The following is a 19,552-nucleotide window of genomic DNA, read 5'->3' on the forward strand; positions in this document are numbered from 1 at the left end:
AGTAAAGTAGTAGACAAAAAATTATCTTTGCACGTTTGTTAAACGCGAATTGAACAATAGTTAACCATACGTTTTCAAAAGAGATTCTATAATAGGTAGGCTAATAAAAGTCATTAAGGTGCCATAGAGTATTGCTTGTGCACTGACTGTAGCATGCACCTGGTATCGGTCTGCCAGTAAGTAAACACTCGCTGCCGTTGGTAATGATGCGAGCAATACGCCCATCAACAACCACTGTTGTTCAACCCCAAATGCGCTTAATAAGCCGAAGGCAATGAGAGGCTGAATAACCAACTTGAGCAGATTAATCACATTGAGCTCGGCAATTAAGCTGGCGGTAAATAACTTATTGCCTGTTTGTTGGCGTAAGGCTTTGACTAATACCATGCCAATAGCAAACAGGGCACAAGGGCTCGAGGTATTACCTAATTGATGCAGCATCAGTGACACGCTATTAGGTAGACTAATATGGCAAGCAGATAAGATGATACCTATAGCACTTCCCACAACGATAGGGTTTTTACCCAGTGCATTAGCCATGATTAAAATAGCTGGTTCAGATGATTGTTTGTTTCGGCTAGCAAGCTCGATAGACACCAGTGCAAAAGCGAACATGATAACTGATAGTAAACTGGCTATGGCCGCAGCGACCAGTGCCATTTTGTTATTGGGGAACATTAAGCCCATTAATGGGATGCCAATAAATGCCGTATTGCCAAAGGTTGAGTTTAATCCACGCATAGCCGCGATGGCTTGTTGTTTAGGCGCTTGCCAAAGTGATAGAACAATAACCAATGCGTAAGTGATGACCATGGCTAAACTAAAGCCTGCAATAAAGCCCCATTGAGCAATGTCTTCGATAGGTGTTTCAGCTAATACAATCAATAGAATAGCGGGGAAAGCCACATAATAGACAAATTGGTTGAGCACCACATCGGTATCAGCGGGAAGCAACCGTAACTTTTGAACAAGGCTGCCTAGCAGCATGATGGCGCATACAGCGATTAGCGGGGTAAGAATACTCGACATCCCTCGCAATTCCTTAGCAAAATGATAATGTTGTCACTTTACTGCTTTTACTGGCTTTGATGCAATTAGACTTAGGCTCAAGGTGATGTTTTTTCAATAAATCATTGAATTAACACACCCTAGATTATTTGAGTATTGAACGTAGATAATTGATTTTATAACTTAGATTTAGCGTTGAGGTGATAGCTTAGATTGATATTTTCGAACCGCAGCTGAGGTTTATCCCCCTAGCGGTACAATAATGCAAGTACCACGTTATGAATGCGCCTTATTTAGCTATTTTAGGTGGCGGGAGAATACCCAGTTCGGTAAAAAAGTGTACTTGTCGTCTTAATTCAAATAACGAGCCCACGCGAACCTGATTGCCAATCACGAGTGTCCAATTGTCGGTTTTACCGTTTGGATTAGTGAAGGTGAAGCCTTGATAGAAAATTTTTTTCATAGGGCCTTTGACGTTTTAAAACTCAATATCACAGCGTGTTATGGTCGTTACTATAAGGGATGTTGCAAGGTGTGACGTTTTATCTTCATACTTAATAATAGCCTGAAATATTCAGGCTATTATTAAGGGGTAAAGGTGTTTACTTGGCTACAAACATCAATTTGTAGCCTCTCGTTAATGCCTGTATTGATTACTCGCTAATGCCAATGTTTGACACGCCAGCCTCAATAATATCTTTACGTAAACCTTTTACTAACTCGCTGTTAATGTCTGGGTTCGCTTCGATAATATCAAGCAACATACCTTGAAGCTCTTTTTCTTCTTCCATTACTGGATGAGAAAACACAAACTCATCTAACTCTTCATCCATTAATGATTCATCACTAATGGCTTCAATGTAATTAGCAACAGTACTTGATGATAGTTTGCTGATATTGGTGATGTCTTCTTCAATTTTACTGTCAATAGCACTCATTAACGTGGCGATAGCGACGGCGGCATCCATAGCAGGGTAGGCACCATAAGCTTCAAAGTCGCTCGGGTCTGGCGTGTTTTCATCGAGGCGCTGTAAATGTACATCAATGTTAAATTTAAGTTTTTTGTCGTATTGGCTTTGCCATAATAACTCAAGAGCGGTACTTAATACCTGAGGCTCACCAAATTCACATACTTCAGAGAATAGCTTGTAATTAGGTAGCATACGTTGACATAAGGCCAGCGCAAAAAGTTGTTTTTGCGGTAAAGAAAGTGCCTTAAGGCGTTTAAAGAATCCGGGTTTACTGGTCATTAGGTGTATCCACTGATAGCTGGTTTATCACTTGATTTGCCGCTGATTCTACCTTAGTTAGCTCATCAAGTAACTCAAGTATTTCAGGTTCAATATCATCAATATCAATTTTATGCTTCAAGGCCGATTCGATATCTTTACAAAGCTTTTGTGTTGTCGGAACGCCGCAATAGCATGTGGCGCCATGCAGTTTGTGTACAGCTTGTAATAATGTTGCACTATCATGCTTCTTAAAGGCACTGTCGATAGCCTCAATTGTTTCAGGAAGTGAGCTCACCAACATTTTGAGCATATCTAAGGCTAAATCTGGTTTTTGATTGGCTTGAGTCAAACACAAGTCCCAATTTAATATGCTGTTGTCGAAGTGGGTAAATTTAGGCTTGGTGATCCAACGACTAATCACACCTTTTAACGACACTTCATCAATGGGTTTGGGTAAAAAACCATCCATGCCACAGGCGAGAATTTTTTCACGTTCTTCAGCAATCGCATGAGCCGTCACCGCAATAATAGGGGTGTTACGGTTAAGTGATGCAAAGCGAATTTGTTCGGTTGCGGTAATACCGTCTGTGCCAGGCATTTGAATGTCCATAAATATTAAGTCAAATACATGTTCTTGAGCTTGTTTTATGGCGGCCTTTCCGTTGTTTACTGTGACAACATTAACGACTAACTCTTTTAATAAAGTGTCGATAAGTTTTAAATTGGCAATATTATCATCAACTGCGAGCACAGAGGCGTTGATACGTTGTGCGCCTTCATCACTCGGGCGCTCAGGTAAGCTGATTAATGCAGCAGGCGTTGGAGGATAAATTAAATGACGCGCTAGGGTAAAGTCACTGATTGGCGTGTTAAGCAGTACATCTGCATTAGCTTTAAGCACATTAATGATCACATCTTGATCAAGACAGTCATGCAGCAGCACAAGGCAATCAGTATGCTGACGCGCTTGTTTTAGTAAATGGATAAATTCAGCATTATCAACAAAGCCATGACAACTCATAATAATATAATCAAATTTACTGTGTTGACTTTGCAATACCGAGGTCAGGTTTTCTGGATTGGCGACATTGGTTAAAATTAACTGCCAAGAGACTAAGCGGCGGTTTAAAGTGTCACGAGACAACTCTCGAGGCTCATAAAGCAACACTGATTTATGTTGCAGTACATTAACGGGCAAGACTTCGCCTATTTCAAATTGGCTGATCCCAAGCGGTAAAATAAACCAGAAGTTTGAGCCTTTATTGGGGGCAGACGTAAAACCAATTTGACCGCCCATTTGGTTAATGAGGCGCTTGGTGATCACTAATCCTAATCCGGTGCCTCCAAAGCGACGTGATATTGAAGAATCTGCCTGACCAAACGCTTGGAATAAATATTCTTGCTGGCTCTCGTCGATGCCAATGCCGGTATCGATAACTTCACAGCGAAGAGTAATATTATCCTCATCTTGACCGACTAAATGAATCTTAAGAATTACACTACCAGAATCAGTAAACTTAATTGCGTTACCCACTAAGTTGGTAATAATTTGACTCACTCGCATGGCGTCACCGCTAACACTCTCAGGGACATTACTATCAATGTCGATAACCAGCTCCAGGCCCTTTTCTTGGGCGCTGCCTGCAATAATGGTCAGCGTTTCAGCAAGTGTTTCACGCAGTGCAAAAGGCATTTTTTCGAGTACCATTTTGCCCGCTTCAAGTTTAGAGAAGTCGAGAATGTCGTTAATAATACCCAGTAAGTTACTGGCGCTACGTTCAATGGTTTTGATGTAATCAAGCTGGCTAGTATGCAGTGGGGTTTTTAATAACTGCCTTGCAAAACCGATGACACCATTGAGCGGTGTGCGAAGCTCGTGCGACATATTCGCTAAAAACTCCGATTTAATTCGACTGGCTTCTAAAGCGCGTTTTTTAGCCAAATCTAACTCAACGTTTTGAATTTCAATTTGCTCTAGGGTTTCACGTAAATCTGATGTTGCTTGATCAATATTTTGCTGCATCTCGTCATGATATTCAGATAACGAGCCTGCCATGGCATTAATACCACGCTTTAATAAATCAAGCTCACCGATTAAATGGCCTTCAAGGCGTGTATCAAGTTTACCTTCACGAATTTTAGCCACCACCCGCACCATTTCGGTAATAGGGTGGTTAACATGTTTCACTAAGCGAAAGGTAAAAAAGAGATTAAATTGCACGCCAATTAACACAATAATAAATGCTGCTATGGCGGCTCTATGTTGCTCGAGTAGTGCATTTTCTTTATTAAGCAGGACTGAAATGTAGCCTAAAATCTGTTCTTGCTGGCTATTGAAAATAGGTTCTATGAATTGTGGGTTATGTTGTTTGCCTGTATCTGTATTGCTCACGCGATTTAAGCTACTGAGCAAGGTACTTTCAAGGCCGGTGTGCGAAATAATGGGAACCCGAATGACTAGGGTATCACCAATGGTCTCATGTTCTGTGCCAATCAGCGCGGTTAACGGCTTTTTAAAACGCATCGTTTCAAAATCTTTATGATAATGAGACGTCACAAATAATTGATTTTCAGCGTCAAACACGGCAATGGAGTGAATTAACGAAGCATTATTGATTTGCGATGCCGCCAGCAGACGTTTAGTCGATTCGCGGTCTTGATTAATAATACCAAACTCACTGGCAATGGCTAAAGGCTCAACAATATTGCTGCCTTTGATAATTAAGGTGTCTTCCAATTCATAAAAGCGGTTTATCGTGAAATAACTTCCAAGTAGAATACCCACGACAATTGTGGGCGCTAACGCAAGTACCAGAACCCAGGAGCGAAGGCTATATTTGGTCATATTGTTGGCACTTTTCATGGCAGTTAGGTGTGTTCCTGATACTAAATCGCTATTATAGCGTCTAGACTGCCAGAAACAGCGCACTCTTGACTAGTTTTTTATTCGACATCTGAGGCCGAAATGGCACAATTCTTCAAAGAAAAACCGAACAAATCTAAACAATTATCTGCAAAGCTCACGCTAGATGTTACCCAATTAGACCACCTAGGCGCGGGGATTGCCCAGCATCAAGGTAAAGTTGTGTTTGTCGCGGGAGCTTTACCCGGTGAGCGTGCAACGGTGCAGCTCGTTGAGCAAAAGAAAAGTTATGCCAAAGCTAAGTTAATTTCCATTGCTAATCCAGCGCCCAGCAGAGTCACACCTTTTTGTCAGCATTACAGTCAGTGTGGCGGCTGCGATTTACAACATATGGACACTCAGGCACAACGCGAACATAAACAAACAGCGTTAGTTGACCTTATTGCTAAGTTATCCAGTGCTGAAGCTGTAGCTGAAAACCTTGTTGCCACTCCCATTGTCGATGATGCCTGGCATTATCGACGCAGAGCTCGCCTAGCGACCGTATTTGACAAGAACACTCAGCGTTTACAGTTGGGGTTTCGCGCCGCCAGCAGCAACAAAATTGTTGAAATTAACCAATGTCCAGTGCTTGCAACGTCGTTGTCTGAACTTTTCACGCCGCTGGCGGTTAATTTAAATCAGCTAAAAGCCAAAGCCAGTATCGGTCATGTTGAGTTAACCCAAGCTGACAATGGACATTTTGCCGTTGTCAGGGTCACTAAAAACCTGCCTAACTCCGATATTAGGTGGTTAACTGGTTTTGCAGAAAAACATCAGCTTCATTTATTGTTGCAAGATGATACCGGGCAACTAACCCAGCTTTATCCTGCGCTCGCTACAACTGAGCAAGCGGTAACCTTACCTTTTTATCATTTAGTATCTGAAAGCGTACGATGTTCATTTACCCCAGGTAACTTTGTTCAAGTTAATGGCGCAATAAATCAGGCGATGGTAAATCAAGCAATCGATTGGCTCGATCCTCAAGCGGGTGAACGTATTCTCGATTTATTTTGTGGTGTCGGTAACTTCAGTTTACCGCTAGCTAAAAAAGCGGCGCAAGTGATTGGGGTTGAAGGTGTGCCTGAAATGGTTGAGCAGGCAAAGCAAAATGCCTTAGATAACCACTTAGACAATGTCACGTTTTATCATGCCGACTTAAGTGCCGATTTATCTGAGCAAGCCTGGCTAGGTAAAATTGATAAGTTGTTACTCGATCCTGCCAGAGCTGGCGCTTATGAAAGTTTACAGTGGTTACAGAAGATGCAACCTAAAAAAGTGGTGTACGTATCGTGTAATCCTGCAAGTCTCGCCCGCGACAGTAGTGTATTATTGGCTAATGGTTATCGTATAGCGCAAGTTGGATTTGTTGATATGTTTCCACAAACGCATCATATTGAGGCGATGGTCTTATTTGAACTAGGTAAATAAGTGTCAGCTTTTTTAATATTATCAAACGGTATGCTATAAATTTGTTCAACTAAACACGTTTGAATTGACAAAAGAGCCAAGGGCTTCAAGATAGCGTATTCAGTGGTAGTTAACGTCTGGTTTTTTCTAATTCACAGACACAAAGGTGTAAAAGTCGGTCATGCGGCTAAGGAAGGGTTCATGGTATCTGTTCGCGAAGCACATTTTAATACGCAAACATTCCAATTGGATGAGTGGGTCGCCCGTTATATTGACGATAAAGACGATGCTCAAACTTTATTAGTATTGATCCAGCAAGTGGAGGCCTTACCGGTCAAAAACAAACTGGCTCATACTGAATTGCTTGCTCGCGCTCGCGAAATGATCGAAATCTTAGCGCCGCTAAACATGGACATTGAAACCCTGCAAGCTGCAGTGCTGTTCTTAATGCATGAAGCAGGCGTGTTAAGTGATGAGCAATTAGCTGAACAATATGGCGACAATTTAGCAAAGTTGGTGGCCAGCGTGGTTACCATGAATGCCATTGGCGCACTTAAGGTCAGCGAAAACTCACGTGATGCCGAACCGCAAATCGACAATATTCGTAAAATGTTACTGGCGATGGTTGAAGATGTACGTGCCGTTGTCATTAAGCTTGCCGAGCGCGTGTGTTTATTACGCGCGGTTAAAAATGCCGATGAAGAAACACGGGTATTGCTCGCCCGTGAAATTGCCGATATCTACGCACCACTGGCAAATCGTTTAGGTATTGGTCAGCTAAAATGGGAGCTTGAAGATATTTCGTTCCGCTATTTACACCCAACGGTATATAAAGACATCGCTAAACAGCTTGATGGCAAACGTGTTGATCGTGAAGTGTTTATCGACAAGTTTGTCACCCAACTGCAGCAACGTTTAGACAATGATGACATTCGCGCTAAAGTCTATGGCCGTCCCAAACATATTTACAGCATTTGGCGTAAAATGAAGGGCAAAGATCTTAAGTTTGATGAGCTGTTTGATGTAAGAGCTGTGCGTATCGTTACCGAACGATTGCAAGACTGTTATGGCGCCTTAGGCGTAGTACATGATTTATGGCATCACATTCCACGTGAGTTTGACGATTATGTCGCCAACCCTAAACCGAACGGTTATCAATCGATTCATACCGTCGTTGTGGGGCCAGAAGGCAAAACCGTCGAAATTCAAATTCGCACAGAAGCCATGCATCAAGATTCTGAACTTGGTGTTGCAGCCCATTGGAAATACAAAGAAGGTGCAGGTAACACCAAACAAACTGGCTACGAAGAAAAAATTAACTGGCTGCGTAAAATTTTACAGTGGCAGGAAGATGTGGCCGAAAGCGGTAACCTGGTTGACGAGGTTCGCAGTCAAGTATTTGAAGACCGAGTTTATGTATTTACCCCTAACGGTGAAGTAGTCGATTTACCACTGGGTTCAACCGTACTCGATTTTGCTTACTACATTCACTCCCAAGTAGGACATAAATGTATTGGCGCCAAAGTGGACGGCCGAATTGTGCCATTTACTTATCAGGTTGAAACTGGTGAGCGCATTGAAATTATCACCTCAAAAACACCTAACCCAAAACGTGACTGGTTAAATCCAAACTTAGGCTATATTAAGTCGTCACGTTCACGCTCTAAAATTCAGCACTGGTTTAAGCAACAAGATCGCGACAAAAATATTGCCGCCGGTAAAGAGATGCTCGAGTCTGAATTATCGCGTGTGGGCTTAAAAATTAAAGATGCGGCAGTGGCGGTTGAACGTTTCAACCTTAATACCATGGACGACATGCTCGCGGCCATTGGTGGTGGCGATTTACGCTTAAACCAAGTAGTGAACTTTACTGAAACTAAAATCCGCAAAGTCGTCGATACCGATGAAGACCTCGTTGAAGACATTCTGAAAAAAGCTTCACATAAGCCTAAAAAGACAGGTAAAGGCCAGGTAGAAGTCAGTGGTGTGGGCAACTTAATGAGCCACATTGCCCGTTGTTGTCAGCCAGTACCTGGAGATGAAATTTTTGGGTATATCACCATGGGCCGCGGAATTTCTGTGCACCGTAGTGATTGTGAGCAGGTTAAAGAGTTAATGCGAGCTCACCCTGAGCGTAGTGTCGATGTGATATGGGGCGAAAACTACTCTGGCGGATACCGCATTCGAGTACGAGTATTATCTCATGACCGTAGCGGTTTATTGCGCGACTTAACCACAGTGCTTGCCGCTGAAAAGTCTAACGTAATGGCCATGAGCTCATCATCGGACGTAAAAACCCAAACTGCGACCGTAGAGCTTGAACTTGAGCTCTATAATTTAGACGGTTTATCACGCATCATTGCCAAATTATCGCAAGTTGACGGTGTGATTGAGTCTCGCAGATTGTAAATCGTTAGCTAAAAAGTGACAACGATAGCTAAAGGCACCTAAATTAAGGTGCCTTTTTAATTAAAGAAACCGCTAAATGTAGAGGATATACAAGGTGGCAAACATTCAATCGTTATTAGACATTATGGCGCAATTACGCGATCCAAAAACGGGTTGCCCGTGGGATCTTGCCCAAGACTTTGCCACCATTGTGCCTTTTACTCTAGAAGAAGCCTATGAGGTGGTCGATACCATAGAGCGTAGAGCATGGCAGGAGTTACCCGATGAACTGGGTGATTTGTTATTTCAGGTGGTGTTTTATTGTCAACTTGGTCAGGAACAAGGCATGTTTGACTTTGCCACAGTTGTCGAGCGCATCAGCGATAAACTCACCCGACGTCATCCCCATGTGTTTGCTCAGGCTGATGGGAAAATAAGCGATCCTATCACTAATACTCAGGAGTTAAGCCTGGCCTGGGACACATTAAAAGCCAATGAGCGCCAACAAAAGCAATTGCACTCAACCTTAGATGACATCCCACAAGCATTACCAGCATTATCGCGCGCGCGTAAAATCCAACACCGGGTGGCTAAAGTCGGCTTTGACTGGGCAGAACTTGAACCCGTTGTGGCCAAAATACATGAAGAAATCGATGAAGTGCTCGTTGAGGTGAATAAGCTGCCCAACGATGCAGACTATTCTAAAGATAAAGTGCAAGATGAAATGGGCGACTTATTATTTGCAGTGGTTAATTTAGCTCGTCATTTAAAGGTTGATCCTGAGCAAGCTCTGCGGCAAGCAAACACTAAGTTTGAGCGACGTTTTAGAGGTGTTGAACAATATGTAGCCGGCAGTGGTAAAGCCATTGAACAGCATACATTAACTGAATTAGATGGTTACTGGGACAAGGTAAAGCAAGACGAAAAGGCAAATTAAGCTAAATATAGCGCGTTTAAGTTTGTCGAATCGAGGTGGCTTTGGTATAATATCGCCCCGTCCTAGTGCTTTCTTACAAGCACGTTTTTTTCCAACACATTTTCTCAGGTTCAGCATGACTACAAGGTATATCTTCGTTACTGGTGGCGTTGTTTCATCACTAGGTAAAGGCATTGCAGCAGCTTCGCTAGCAGCAATTTTAGAGGCGCGTGGCCTCAATGTAACCATTATGAAACTGGACCCATACATTAACGTCGATCCAGGTACAATGAGCCCAACTCAGCACGGTGAAGTATTCGTGACTGAAGATGGCGCTGAAACCGATCTCGACTTAGGTCACTATGAACGTTTCATTCGCACTAAAATGAACCGTCGTAACAACTTTACTACCGGCCGTATTTATGAAGAAGTGCTTCGTAAAGAACGCCGTGGTGATTACTTAGGCGCAACCATTCAGGTTATTCCGCATATTACCAATGCGATTAAAGAAAAAGTCCTTGAAGGTGGCGAAGGTCATGATGTTGCAATCGTAGAGATTGGCGGCACAGTAGGTGACATCGAGTCATTGCCTTTCCTTGAGTCTATCCGTCAATTAGGTGCTGAGCTAGGACGTGAACGCACTTTATTTATGCATTTAACTTTAGTGCCATTCTTAGGTGCTGCGGGCGAAATTAAAACCAAACCGACACAGCACTCAGTTAAAGAGCTACGTTCTATTGGTATTGCACCAGATGTATTGGTTTGTCGTGGTGACCGTGCAATCCCTGCCAATGAAAAAGCTAAAATCTCGTTATTCTGTAACGTAGAAGAACGCGCTGTTATTTCATTAAAAGACGTAGATAGTATTTATAAAATACCTGCACTACTTCGCTCGCAAGGTTTAGATGACCTAGTGATCAAACGTTTCCATTTAGATTGTAACGAAGCAGATTTGTCTGAATGGGAAAATGTAATTTACCAGGAAGCGAATCCAAACGGTGAAGTCACTATTGGTATGGTTGGTAAGTACATTGAATTACCGGATGCTTATAAGTCAGTTAACGAAGCATTAAAGCATGCTGGGTTAAAAAACCGTGTAACGGTGAACATCAAATATATTGATTCGCAAACAGTTGAAGCCAAAGGCGAAGAAGTATTGCAAGGGCTTGACGGTATTTTAGTACCGGGCGGCTTTGGCGAACGTGGTGTTGAAGGCAAAATATTTGCTGCTAAATTTGCCCGTGAAAACAACTTACCTTACTTTGGTATTTGTTTAGGTATGCAAGTGGCGTTAATCGAATTTGCACGTCACGTTGCTGGTTTAGAAGGGGCACATTCAACTGAATTTAACCCACAATCACCGTATCCTGTTGTTGGCTTAATTACCGAGTGGATTAACGAAGAAGGCGATGTTGAGAAGCGTCATGAATCTTCTGATCTTGGCGGTACAATGCGTCTTGGTGCTCAGTTATGTCACTTAAAAGAAGGCACTAAAGCTGCAGCGGCATATAATTCAACAACCTGTGTTGAACGTCATCGTCATCGTTATGAAGTGAACAACAACTACATCGAACGTCTTGAAAAAGCCGGTTTAGTATTTAGTGGTTTGTCATCTGACCGTAAGCTGATTGAAATGATTGAGTTGCCAGATCACCCTTGGTTTGTTGCGGGTCAATTCCACCCAGAATTTACTTCAACCCCTCGTGATGGTCACCCATTATTTGAAGGCTTTATTGCTGCATCATCGGCGTATCAAAAACGCGATATAAGCTAATATGTATTAGCCGCTAATGTTCTGCATTAGCGGCTTTTTTGTCTACGATATATGCGTAAGATCAAATAATCGCGTTTTTGATGTCTCACAGCTGTTAAAACTAAGTTGAAGCTGAGACCAATTCGATTTATCCTAAGCTCTAAATAGAATAAAATTACCAAACTGAAAGTTACATACCAATAAAGCAGCAGTGTTGATGTTATCGAGTGATTTATTGGTATTGGCTTTTAACTTTTATTACATTTTTAATTTACTGACACAGTACGAGGAAATTATGGCTAACATTATTAAAGTGATTGGTCGCGAAATTATGGATTCGCGTGGTAACCCAACCGTTGAAGCAGAAGTGCATTTAGAAGGCGGTTTTGTCGGTATGGCAGCCGCACCTTCTGGCGCATCAACCGGTAGTCGTGAAGCATTAGAACTTCGTGACGGCGACAAAGCACGTTACTTAGGTAAAGGCGTATTAAATGCCGTTGCTGCTGTTAACGGTCCAATTGCTGACGCAATTAAAGGTAAAGATGCATTGGCTCAAGCAGAACTTGACCAAATTATGATTGACTTAGACGGCACAGAAAACAAAGCTAAATTTGGTGCAAACGCCATCTTAGCTGTTTCACTGGCTATTGCTAAGGCTGCTGCAGCTGCGAAGCACGTGCCTTTATATGCACACATTGCTGATCTAAACGGAACACCTGGTGTTTATTCAATGCCACTCCCTATGATGAACATCATCAACGGTGGCGAGCATGCAGACAACAGTGTTGATATTCAAGAGTTTATGATTCAACCTGTTGGCGCTAAAACTTTCCGTGAAGGTTTACGCATGGGCGCAGAAGTATTCCACAGCCTGGCTAAAGTCCTTAAAGCAGACGGTCACTCAACTGCGGTAGGTGATGAAGGTGGTTTTGCTCCAAACCTAGCCTCTAATGAAGCAGCACTTGCTGCAATTAAAGTGGCAGTTGCTAATGCTGGTTATGAGCTAGGTAAAGACATCACATTAGCGATGGATTGTGCTGCTTCTGAGTTTTACGACAAAGAAACAAACATTTATGATCTTAAAGGTGAAGGCAAAAAATTCACTTCTGAAGAGTTTAACTTCTTCTTACAGGGTCTTACTGAACGTTATCCAATCGTTTCTATTGAAGATGGTCTTGACGAATCTGACTGGGACGGTTTTGCTCATCAAACTAAATTAATGGGTGATAAAATCCAATTAGTGGGCGACGATTTATTCGTTACTAACACTAAAATCCTTAAGCGTGGCATTGATAACGGCATCGCCAACTCTATCTTAATTAAGTTCAACCAGATCGGTTCATTAACTGAAACGTTGGCGGCAATTAAAATGGCAAAAGATGCAGGTTTCACCGTGGTGATTTCTCACCGTAGTGGCGAAACTGAAGATTCAACTATTGCTGATTTAGCCGTTGGTACTGCTGCTGGCCAAATCAAAACAGGTTCATTAAGCCGTAGTGATCGTGTTGCCAAATACAACCAATTGCTTCGTATCGAAGAAGCATTAGGTTCAAAAGCACCATACAACGGTTTGAAAGAAGTGAAAGGCCAAGCATAATTTTGCTTTAGCTTAAAAAAGGCCACCACTCGGTGGCCTTTTTTGTTGTACTATATCCAATATACATTCTAAGGGTTAATGCGACGTAACTTGATATTATGAAACAATTAATATTACTCATGATTGCTTTACTGGCTGTCTTACAATATAGACTATGGCTGGGGGACAACAATTTTTCTGAATATGTTCTGCTGCAAACCCAGATTGAAGCTCAACAACAAAGCAACGAAAAGTTGATCGCTCGCAATCAAATCCTCAAAGAAGAAATCATCGATTTACAAAGCGGTACCGAAGCGATAGAAGAGCGCGCCCGAAATGAGCTTGGCATGGTTAAAGAAGGCGAAACGTTTTATCGTGTTATTGGCACCGAGTCCCGTGAACAACCGTTTAATCCATAGTTTACCGTGCACATTTATTGCGTGTTAAACGAACTATCATAATGCTAAAAATGGTTTACTATGCAAAATAATACTCAGTCAATTATTGCCATTGTTCCAGCTGCTGGTATCGGCAGTCGCATGGGGGCAGACAAACCAAAGCAGTATCTAATGCTAGGTCAGCAGAGTATTTTGGCGCACACACTCGATGCTTTATTGTCGCACAAACGCATTGATAAGGTTATTGTCGCACTGCATCCACAAGATCAATATTTCAAGCAACTTCCCCAAGCTAAACACCCTAAGCTGATACAAGTGATTGGCGGTGGAGAACGTTCCGACTCCGTTCTTGCTGCGCTAGATCAGGCAATGCAGATTAATGCCAATGCTTGGGCGTTAGTTCACGATGCCGCAAGACCTTGTTTACGCCATGAAGATATTAACAAGTTGATTGCATCGCTAAAACAATACCCTCAAGGGGCTATTTTGGCCGCGCCAGTGCGCGATACCATGAAGCGCAGCGATGCCAGTGGCTTAATCACTAATACGGTTGAGCGTGCATTACTTTGGCACGCACTCACGCCACAGTTTTTCCCCATATCTGCACTGCATAATAATTTATCTCAGGCACTTGCGGCGAATGCCAGTATTACGGACGAGGCGAGTGCCATGGAATGGGCTGGAGTCAGACCTGGGCTAGTGAGTGGTCGTGTTGATAATATTAAAGTCACTCACCCTGATGATTTACAACTCGCAGCGTTATTTATGCAGCAAGCACAATGACGTTTATGCAATAAACCCAATAAAATTTATGCAATAAACCTAATAACCTTATTGTAATGATAAGCTCATCACAAGGATTAACATGAATATACGTATTGGCCATGGTTTTGATGTACATAAATTTGGTGGCGATAAACCGCTTATTTTAGGTGGTGTAGTCGTGCCTTATGAGACTGGCTTAATAGCTCACTCTGACGGTGATGTGGTGTTGCATGCAATAAGCGATGCTATCCTCGGTGCGATGGCTCTAGGTGATATCGGTAAGCACTTTCCCGATACCGATGCTAACTTTGCCGGAGCGGATAGTCGTGAGCTGCTAAAGCATTGCTATGAGCTCGCTCGGCAAAAGCTGTTTGTGATAGGTAATGTCGATGTCACGGTGATTGCCCAGGTTCCTAAAATGGCCCCACATATTGAAGCTATCCGTGAGTGTTTAAGTACTGATTTACAAACGGATATCGAAAATATTAATGTGAAAGCCACAACCACTGAAAAATTAGGTTTTACCGGACGTAAAGAAGGTATTGCTGTCGAAGCTGTCGTACTGATGGTTAGTCAATCGCGTTAATAATATAGAGAATGTTTGCCAGATGAACGAATTACATTACCTGCTGGATAAACCGTTAAGCCAAGCTGATTTACGCACTCATAATAGTGATTTTATTGTGAAAGAAATTTTGCCTTTTACTCCAACAGGGGAAGGCGAGCACCATATGTTGCATATTCAAAAAAATGGCTTGAATACCGTTTATGTTGCTGAAATTCTGGCAAAATTTGCTAAAGTTCATCCTAAAGAGGTGACTTATGCAGGGCAAAAAGATAAAAACGCCGTCACAGAACAATGGTTTGGTGTGCGTATTCCTGGCAAAGAAACCCCTGAGTGGACGCAGCTTAATAGCGATAAACTGACCATATTGTCCAGCAGCCGTCACAGCAAAAAACTGCGAATAGGGGCGTTATTAGGCAATCGTTTTGTGCTCACTTTACGCAATATTACCAATGTGGCTGATGTTGAATCTCGCTTACAACAGATTGCCACAGTCGGTGTGCCTAACTATTTTGGTGAACAACGTTTTGGCCATGATGGTAAAAATTTAGTGATGGGGCGTCAGATGTTAAGCGGCGGCCGCAATATAAAAGATCGCAACAAACGCAGTATGTATTTGTCTGCAGTGCGATCAAACATATTTAATTTAGTGGTGTCGCATCGCTTAGCGACAAAACACATCAATACCACAGCGGGTGACTGTGTGATGTTAGCCGGCAGTAAGAGTTATTTTACCGTTGATGCCTGGGATGATGTGCTTAATGCGCGTTTAGCTGAAAAAGACATTCAGCTATCGGCTCCGCTTTGGGGTCGTGGTACTCCTTTAGCGAAAGACGATGCACTTACACTAGAAATGGCGCCATTAGCTGATTATTCAGATGATTTAACTGGCCTTGAAAATGCAGGACTCTCCCAAGAAAGGCGACCTTTGTTGCTCGAGCCGCAAGGCATGAAATGGCAATTTGACCATGATGTATTGACCCTTGAGTTTATGCTACCTGCAGGCAGTTATGCGACATCAGTTTTGCGTGAACTTGCTGATTATCAAGATGTTCAAGAGCAACAAAGACAAATTATGGTGGCTGAACAACAAGCACAGCGTGTATTGCAAGAGCAATCGCAACTTAATAAAGAGTAGAGTCCTAAGCAATGATTAATATTTTAGTCAGTAATGATGATGGTGTTAATGCCTCTGGTATTATCGCATTAACCCAGGCACTGAGTGAGTTTGCACAAGTGCTTACCGTTGCGCCCGATCGAAATTGTTCCGGCGCGAGTAATTCATTAACCTTGACTAACCCATTAAGAATTAATAACTTAGATAATGGTTATATTTCAGTCAATGGTACACCTACTGATTGTGTCCATTTAGCCATTAGGCAGTTATGTGAGCATGAACCCGATATTGTCGTGTCGGGCATAAATGCGGGTGCCAATATGGGCGATGATACCCTGTACTCTGGGACTGTTGCGGCAGCGATGGAAGGGCGATTTTTAGGATTGCCGGCCATCGCTATTTCTTTAGTGGGTAAGTCATTAACTCACTATGATAGCGCGGCCATCTATGCTGCAAAAATTGTAAAAGGATTATTAGCGCATCCGATTAATCGCGATCAAATTTTAAATGTGAATGTACCTGACTTACCAGTCGATCAAATTAAAGGAATTAAAGTCACCCGTTTAGGGGCAAGACATAAAGCCGAAGGCATGATTAAAACTCAAGACCCAGCAGGAAAAGATATTTATTGGTTGGGGCCTGTAGGCAGTGAACAAGATGCTGGAGAGGGCACAGATTTTGGTGCTGTTGCTGCGGGTTACGTGTCTATCACACCGTTAACAGTGGATTTAACTGCATACAATCAACTAAATGGATTAGCTGAGTGGATAACAAAAATATGACCAGGGTAGCTTCAACATCAGCAATGAATTTGGCAAAAAAGTTGTCAGATGCTGGGATCCGCCACCCCGCGGTATTGCACGCGGTTGCAACGACTCCGCGTGAGTTATTTCTCGATGGTGCATTAGCGCATAAAGCCTATGAAAATACCGCGTTGCCCATTGGACAAGGCCAAACCATATCGCAGCCTTACATTGTGGCGCGCATGACTGAGCTTTTGCTGCAACATAACCCACAAAAAGTACTCGAAATTGGTACCGGTTCGGGTTACCAGGCTGCAGTGCTCGCGTCGCTCATTCCTGAACTTTGCACAATCGAAAGAATTAAAGCACTGCAAATTCAAGCCAGGCAAAGGCTTAAACGCTTAGACTTGCATAATGTGTCATTTAAATACGGTGATGGTTGGCAAGGTTGGCCTAATCGTGGTCCTTTTGATGGCATTATGGTGACCGCCGCTGCCGCCTCGGTGCCGCAAGCCTTGCTTGAGCAGCTTGCTGATAAAGGAGTGTTAATTATTCCTGTAGGTGAAGATACTCAACAACTGTTAAAAATCACTCGCGCAGGCACTGAGTTCCATTCGGAAATAATCGAAGCGGTTAAATTTGTGCCATTAATTAATGGTGATTTAGCCTAAACCATGAGTTCTGCTTCATGTTAGGCTCAGAGTCATGCTTTATCATGTAGAATGCACCAGCTTTCTATGCGCTCATGTATTTTCTTTAAGGATATTGTTTGATGAATACCGGTTGGCCAAATGGTTTGGTCTTAGCAATCATGCTGACAGGATGTAGCTTTCAAGCTGAACGTCCCGCGCCGGTTGATAGTTTATCATCAAAAAATCATGGTCCTCGTTATCATAAAGGCTCGCTTAAAACCCATAAGTACATTGTAAAAAAAGGCGACACCTTGTACTCCATTGCATGGGGTGCCGGCCGTCATTTTGCTGCACTTGCCAAAGAAAATAATCTGCACGCGCCTTATACTATTTATCCGGGTCAAACGCTTAATTTAGCGAGTGCTAATGATTCAGTGTCTACTGGCGTGAGAACACCGCAAACCTATGCAACTTCAGTGCAAACTCAGGCCGTAACTCAACCCTATTCATCGGTTTCTAATCGTACGGGATCGCAAACAATCCAACCCGCTACAACTGTAAAGCCGCAGCCAGTGGTCGTATCAGACAGAACGAAAAAAGATCTTGATCACAAAGTCAAGCCTGCGTATTCTGTAACAACTACCCAACAAACAGTTAACCAAAATGCAAACGGTCCTGTCGCAAACTTGCCACAACAAGTTCAGCAATGGCACTGGCCAGTTAGAGGCCGAATAATCGGGTATTTTTCGGCATCGGAACAAGGCAATCAAGGTATTAAGATTGCTGGTAATCGCGGAGACATTATAAAAGCCGCAGCAGATGGTAGAGTCGTATATGCAGGCAATGCGCTTCGGGGATATGGCAACTTAGTTATTATCAAACATAACGATGATTTTCTAAGTGCTTATGCTCATGCAGACACGATTACGGTTAAAGAAAAGCAATATGTTAGCGCAGGCCAAACAGTTGCAAAAATGGGCAGTACAGGGACAAGCCAAGTGATGCTTCATTTTGAAGTACGTTATCACGGCAAGTCGGTTAACCCATTACGATATCTACCTAAACAGTAATTGTTTAGCAACATAAATAACGGAGGATAGGCAAGTGAAGTAGATTACATATCACAAATTAGGTTTGGGAGAGCAATTATGAGCCGCAAAAAAAGTACTGCTATAGCAGAACCACTTGTCGATCTAGCTAAACAACCACAAGAGGTTGCAGCCAAAAATGGCGATTTGGTGCAGCAACTCGAAATAGAAGACAAAGTCCAAGATGACTTACAAAAAAATCTCGATGCTACTCAATTATACTTAGGTGAAATTGGTTTTTCTCCTTTGCTTACCGCTGAAGAAGAAGTCTATTTTTCACGTAAAGCTCTCAAAGGCTGCGAAAAGTCTCGCAACCGCATGATCGAAAGTAATTTACGTCTTGTCGTTAAAATCTCCAGAAGATACAACAATCGCGGCTTAGCGTTACTCGACCTTATCGAAGAAGGCAATTTAGGCCTGATAAGAGCGGTTGAAAAGTTTGATCCTGAACGCGGTTTCCGTTTTTCAACTTATGCAACCTGGTGGATCAGGCAAACCATTGAACGTGCGATCATGAATCAAACTCGTACAATTCGCCTCCCTATTCACGTAGTGAAAGAATTAAATGTCTATTTGCGTACTGCAAGACAGCTGGCGCAAAAACTTGATCATGAACCCACGGCAGAAGAAATCGCAGAAAAACTTGATGTTTCAACTGGCGATGTAAGCCGCATGCTTAAACTGAATGAAAGAATTACCTCAGTAGATTCACCCTTAGGTGGTGATAATGAAAAAGCATTATTAGATGTCATTGCTGATGACGATTCAGTCGGGCCAGATCATCAAGTACAGACTGAAGATCTGTCTAACTCAATTGTGGGTTGGTTAAATGAGCTTAATACGAAGCAACGAGAAGTGCTTGCAAGACGCTTTGGTTTGTTAGGTTATGAACCATCAACACTTGAAAATGTGGGCGCTGAAATTGGTTTAACTCGTGAACGAGTGCGTCAAATTCAGGTAGAAGCGTTAAAGCGTTTAAAAGATTTACTTGGCTCGCAAGGGCTGTCAGTTGAAGCACTGTTTAGAGATTAATACTCAATATATTAAGGGTGACGTTAA

At 42.6% G+C, this 19,552-nt stretch carries 17 protein-coding genes; 13 read left to right on the plus strand and 4 right to left on the minus strand.

Annotated features, from left to right (window positions below; all coding sequences use genetic code 11):
* Nucleotides 1–60 precede the first annotated feature (60 nt).
* The 4 genes from GQA99_RS09615 to barA form a co-directional block, all read right to left on the minus strand.
* Nucleotides 61–1,029, minus strand: coding sequence for an AEC family transporter (locus GQA99_RS09615; RefSeq protein ID WP_160053678.1), 969 nt, complete (start codon nt 1,027–1,029; stop codon nt 61–63).
* A gap of 268 nt (nt 1,030–1,297) precedes the next feature.
* Nucleotides 1,298–1,471 carry a DUF3319 domain-containing protein gene (locus GQA99_RS09620; RefSeq protein WP_160053679.1) on the minus strand — a complete coding sequence of 58 codons (174 nt, stop codon included), beginning with the start codon at nt 1,469–1,471 and terminating at the stop codon, nt 1,298–1,300.
* Between the two features lie 190 nt (nt 1,472–1,661).
* Entirely contained in the window at nt 1,662–2,258 is a 597-nt protein-coding gene (locus GQA99_RS09625; RefSeq protein WP_160053680.1) for a YjaG family protein, read from the minus strand.
* Nucleotides 2,248–5,085 carry a two-component sensor histidine kinase BarA gene (gene barA / locus GQA99_RS09630; protein ID WP_439144427.1) on the minus strand — a complete coding sequence of 946 codons (2,838 nt, stop codon included), beginning with the start codon at nt 5,083–5,085 and terminating at the stop codon, nt 2,248–2,250. The genes GQA99_RS09625 and barA overlap by 11 nt, the downstream gene beginning before the upstream one ends.
* Nucleotides 5,086–5,205: 120 nt before the next feature.
* Between barA and rlmD the strand changes: the two genes are divergently transcribed.
* From rlmD to rpoS, 13 genes are all read left to right on the plus strand, one after another.
* Nucleotides 5,206–6,573, plus strand: coding sequence for a 23S rRNA (uracil(1939)-C(5))-methyltransferase RlmD (gene rlmD, locus GQA99_RS09635; protein WP_160053682.1), 1,368 nt, complete (start codon nt 5,206–5,208; stop codon nt 6,571–6,573).
* A 180-nt stretch (nt 6,574–6,753) separates the two neighbouring features.
* A complete protein-coding gene (gene relA, locus GQA99_RS09640) occupies nt 6,754–8,961 on the plus strand; it encodes a GTP diphosphokinase (RefSeq protein ID WP_160053683.1) in 2,208 nt (735 codons plus the stop codon).
* A 94-nt stretch (nt 8,962–9,055) separates the two neighbouring features.
* Complete coding sequence (gene mazG / locus GQA99_RS09645) at nt 9,056–9,877, plus strand: nucleoside triphosphate pyrophosphohydrolase (RefSeq protein ID WP_160053684.1); 822 nt, start codon at nt 9,056–9,058, stop codon at nt 9,875–9,877.
* 115 nt (nt 9,878–9,992) lie between these two features.
* Nucleotides 9,993–11,630 carry a CTP synthase gene (pyrG, locus tag GQA99_RS09650; protein WP_160053685.1) on the plus strand — a complete coding sequence of 546 codons (1,638 nt, stop codon included), beginning with the start codon at nt 9,993–9,995 and terminating at the stop codon, nt 11,628–11,630.
* A gap of 274 nt (nt 11,631–11,904) precedes the next feature.
* Nucleotides 11,905–13,206, plus strand: coding sequence for a phosphopyruvate hydratase (gene eno, locus GQA99_RS09655; protein ID WP_160053686.1), 1,302 nt, complete (start codon nt 11,905–11,907; stop codon nt 13,204–13,206).
* Between the two features lie 98 nt (nt 13,207–13,304).
* Entirely contained in the window at nt 13,305–13,604 is a 300-nt protein-coding gene (gene ftsB / locus GQA99_RS09660) for a cell division protein FtsB (RefSeq protein WP_160053687.1), read from the plus strand.
* A 60-nt stretch (nt 13,605–13,664) separates the two neighbouring features.
* Complete coding sequence (gene ispD, locus GQA99_RS09665; RefSeq protein ID WP_160053688.1) at nt 13,665–14,366, plus strand: 2-C-methyl-D-erythritol 4-phosphate cytidylyltransferase; 702 nt, start codon at nt 13,665–13,667, stop codon at nt 14,364–14,366.
* Between the two features lie 82 nt (nt 14,367–14,448).
* Complete coding sequence (gene ispF, locus GQA99_RS09670) at nt 14,449–14,934, plus strand: 2-C-methyl-D-erythritol 2,4-cyclodiphosphate synthase (RefSeq protein ID WP_160053689.1); 486 nt, start codon at nt 14,449–14,451, stop codon at nt 14,932–14,934.
* 22 nt (nt 14,935–14,956) lie between these two features.
* The gene (gene truD, locus GQA99_RS09675; RefSeq protein ID WP_160053690.1) at nt 14,957–16,051 is read left to right on the plus strand and encodes a tRNA pseudouridine(13) synthase TruD; all 1,095 of its coding nucleotides are present in this window, start codon (nt 14,957–14,959) and stop codon (nt 16,049–16,051) included.
* Between the two features lie 11 nt (nt 16,052–16,062).
* Nucleotides 16,063–16,812, plus strand: a complete 750-nt coding sequence (surE, locus tag GQA99_RS09680; RefSeq protein WP_160053691.1) for a 5'/3'-nucleotidase SurE — start codon at nt 16,063–16,065, stop codon at nt 16,810–16,812.
* Nucleotides 16,809–17,444 carry a protein-L-isoaspartate(D-aspartate) O-methyltransferase gene (locus GQA99_RS09685; protein ID WP_160053692.1) on the plus strand — a complete coding sequence of 212 codons (636 nt, stop codon included), beginning with the start codon at nt 16,809–16,811 and terminating at the stop codon, nt 17,442–17,444. Before surE ends, GQA99_RS09685 begins: the two co-directional genes overlap by 4 nt.
* Nucleotides 17,445–17,542: 98 nt before the next feature.
* Entirely contained in the window at nt 17,543–18,475 is a 933-nt protein-coding gene (locus GQA99_RS09690) for a peptidoglycan DD-metalloendopeptidase family protein (RefSeq protein WP_373291420.1), read from the plus strand.
* A gap of 78 nt (nt 18,476–18,553) precedes the next feature.
* Entirely contained in the window at nt 18,554–19,525 is a 972-nt protein-coding gene (rpoS, locus tag GQA99_RS09695) for an RNA polymerase sigma factor RpoS (protein ID WP_160053694.1), read from the plus strand.
* The last annotated feature ends 27 nt before the right edge of the window (nt 19,526–19,552 follow it).

The sequence above is a fragment of the Shewanella litoralis genome (genome assembly GCF_009828585.1).
Classification (GTDB): Bacteria; Pseudomonadota; Gammaproteobacteria; order Enterobacterales; family Shewanellaceae; genus Shewanella; species Shewanella litoralis.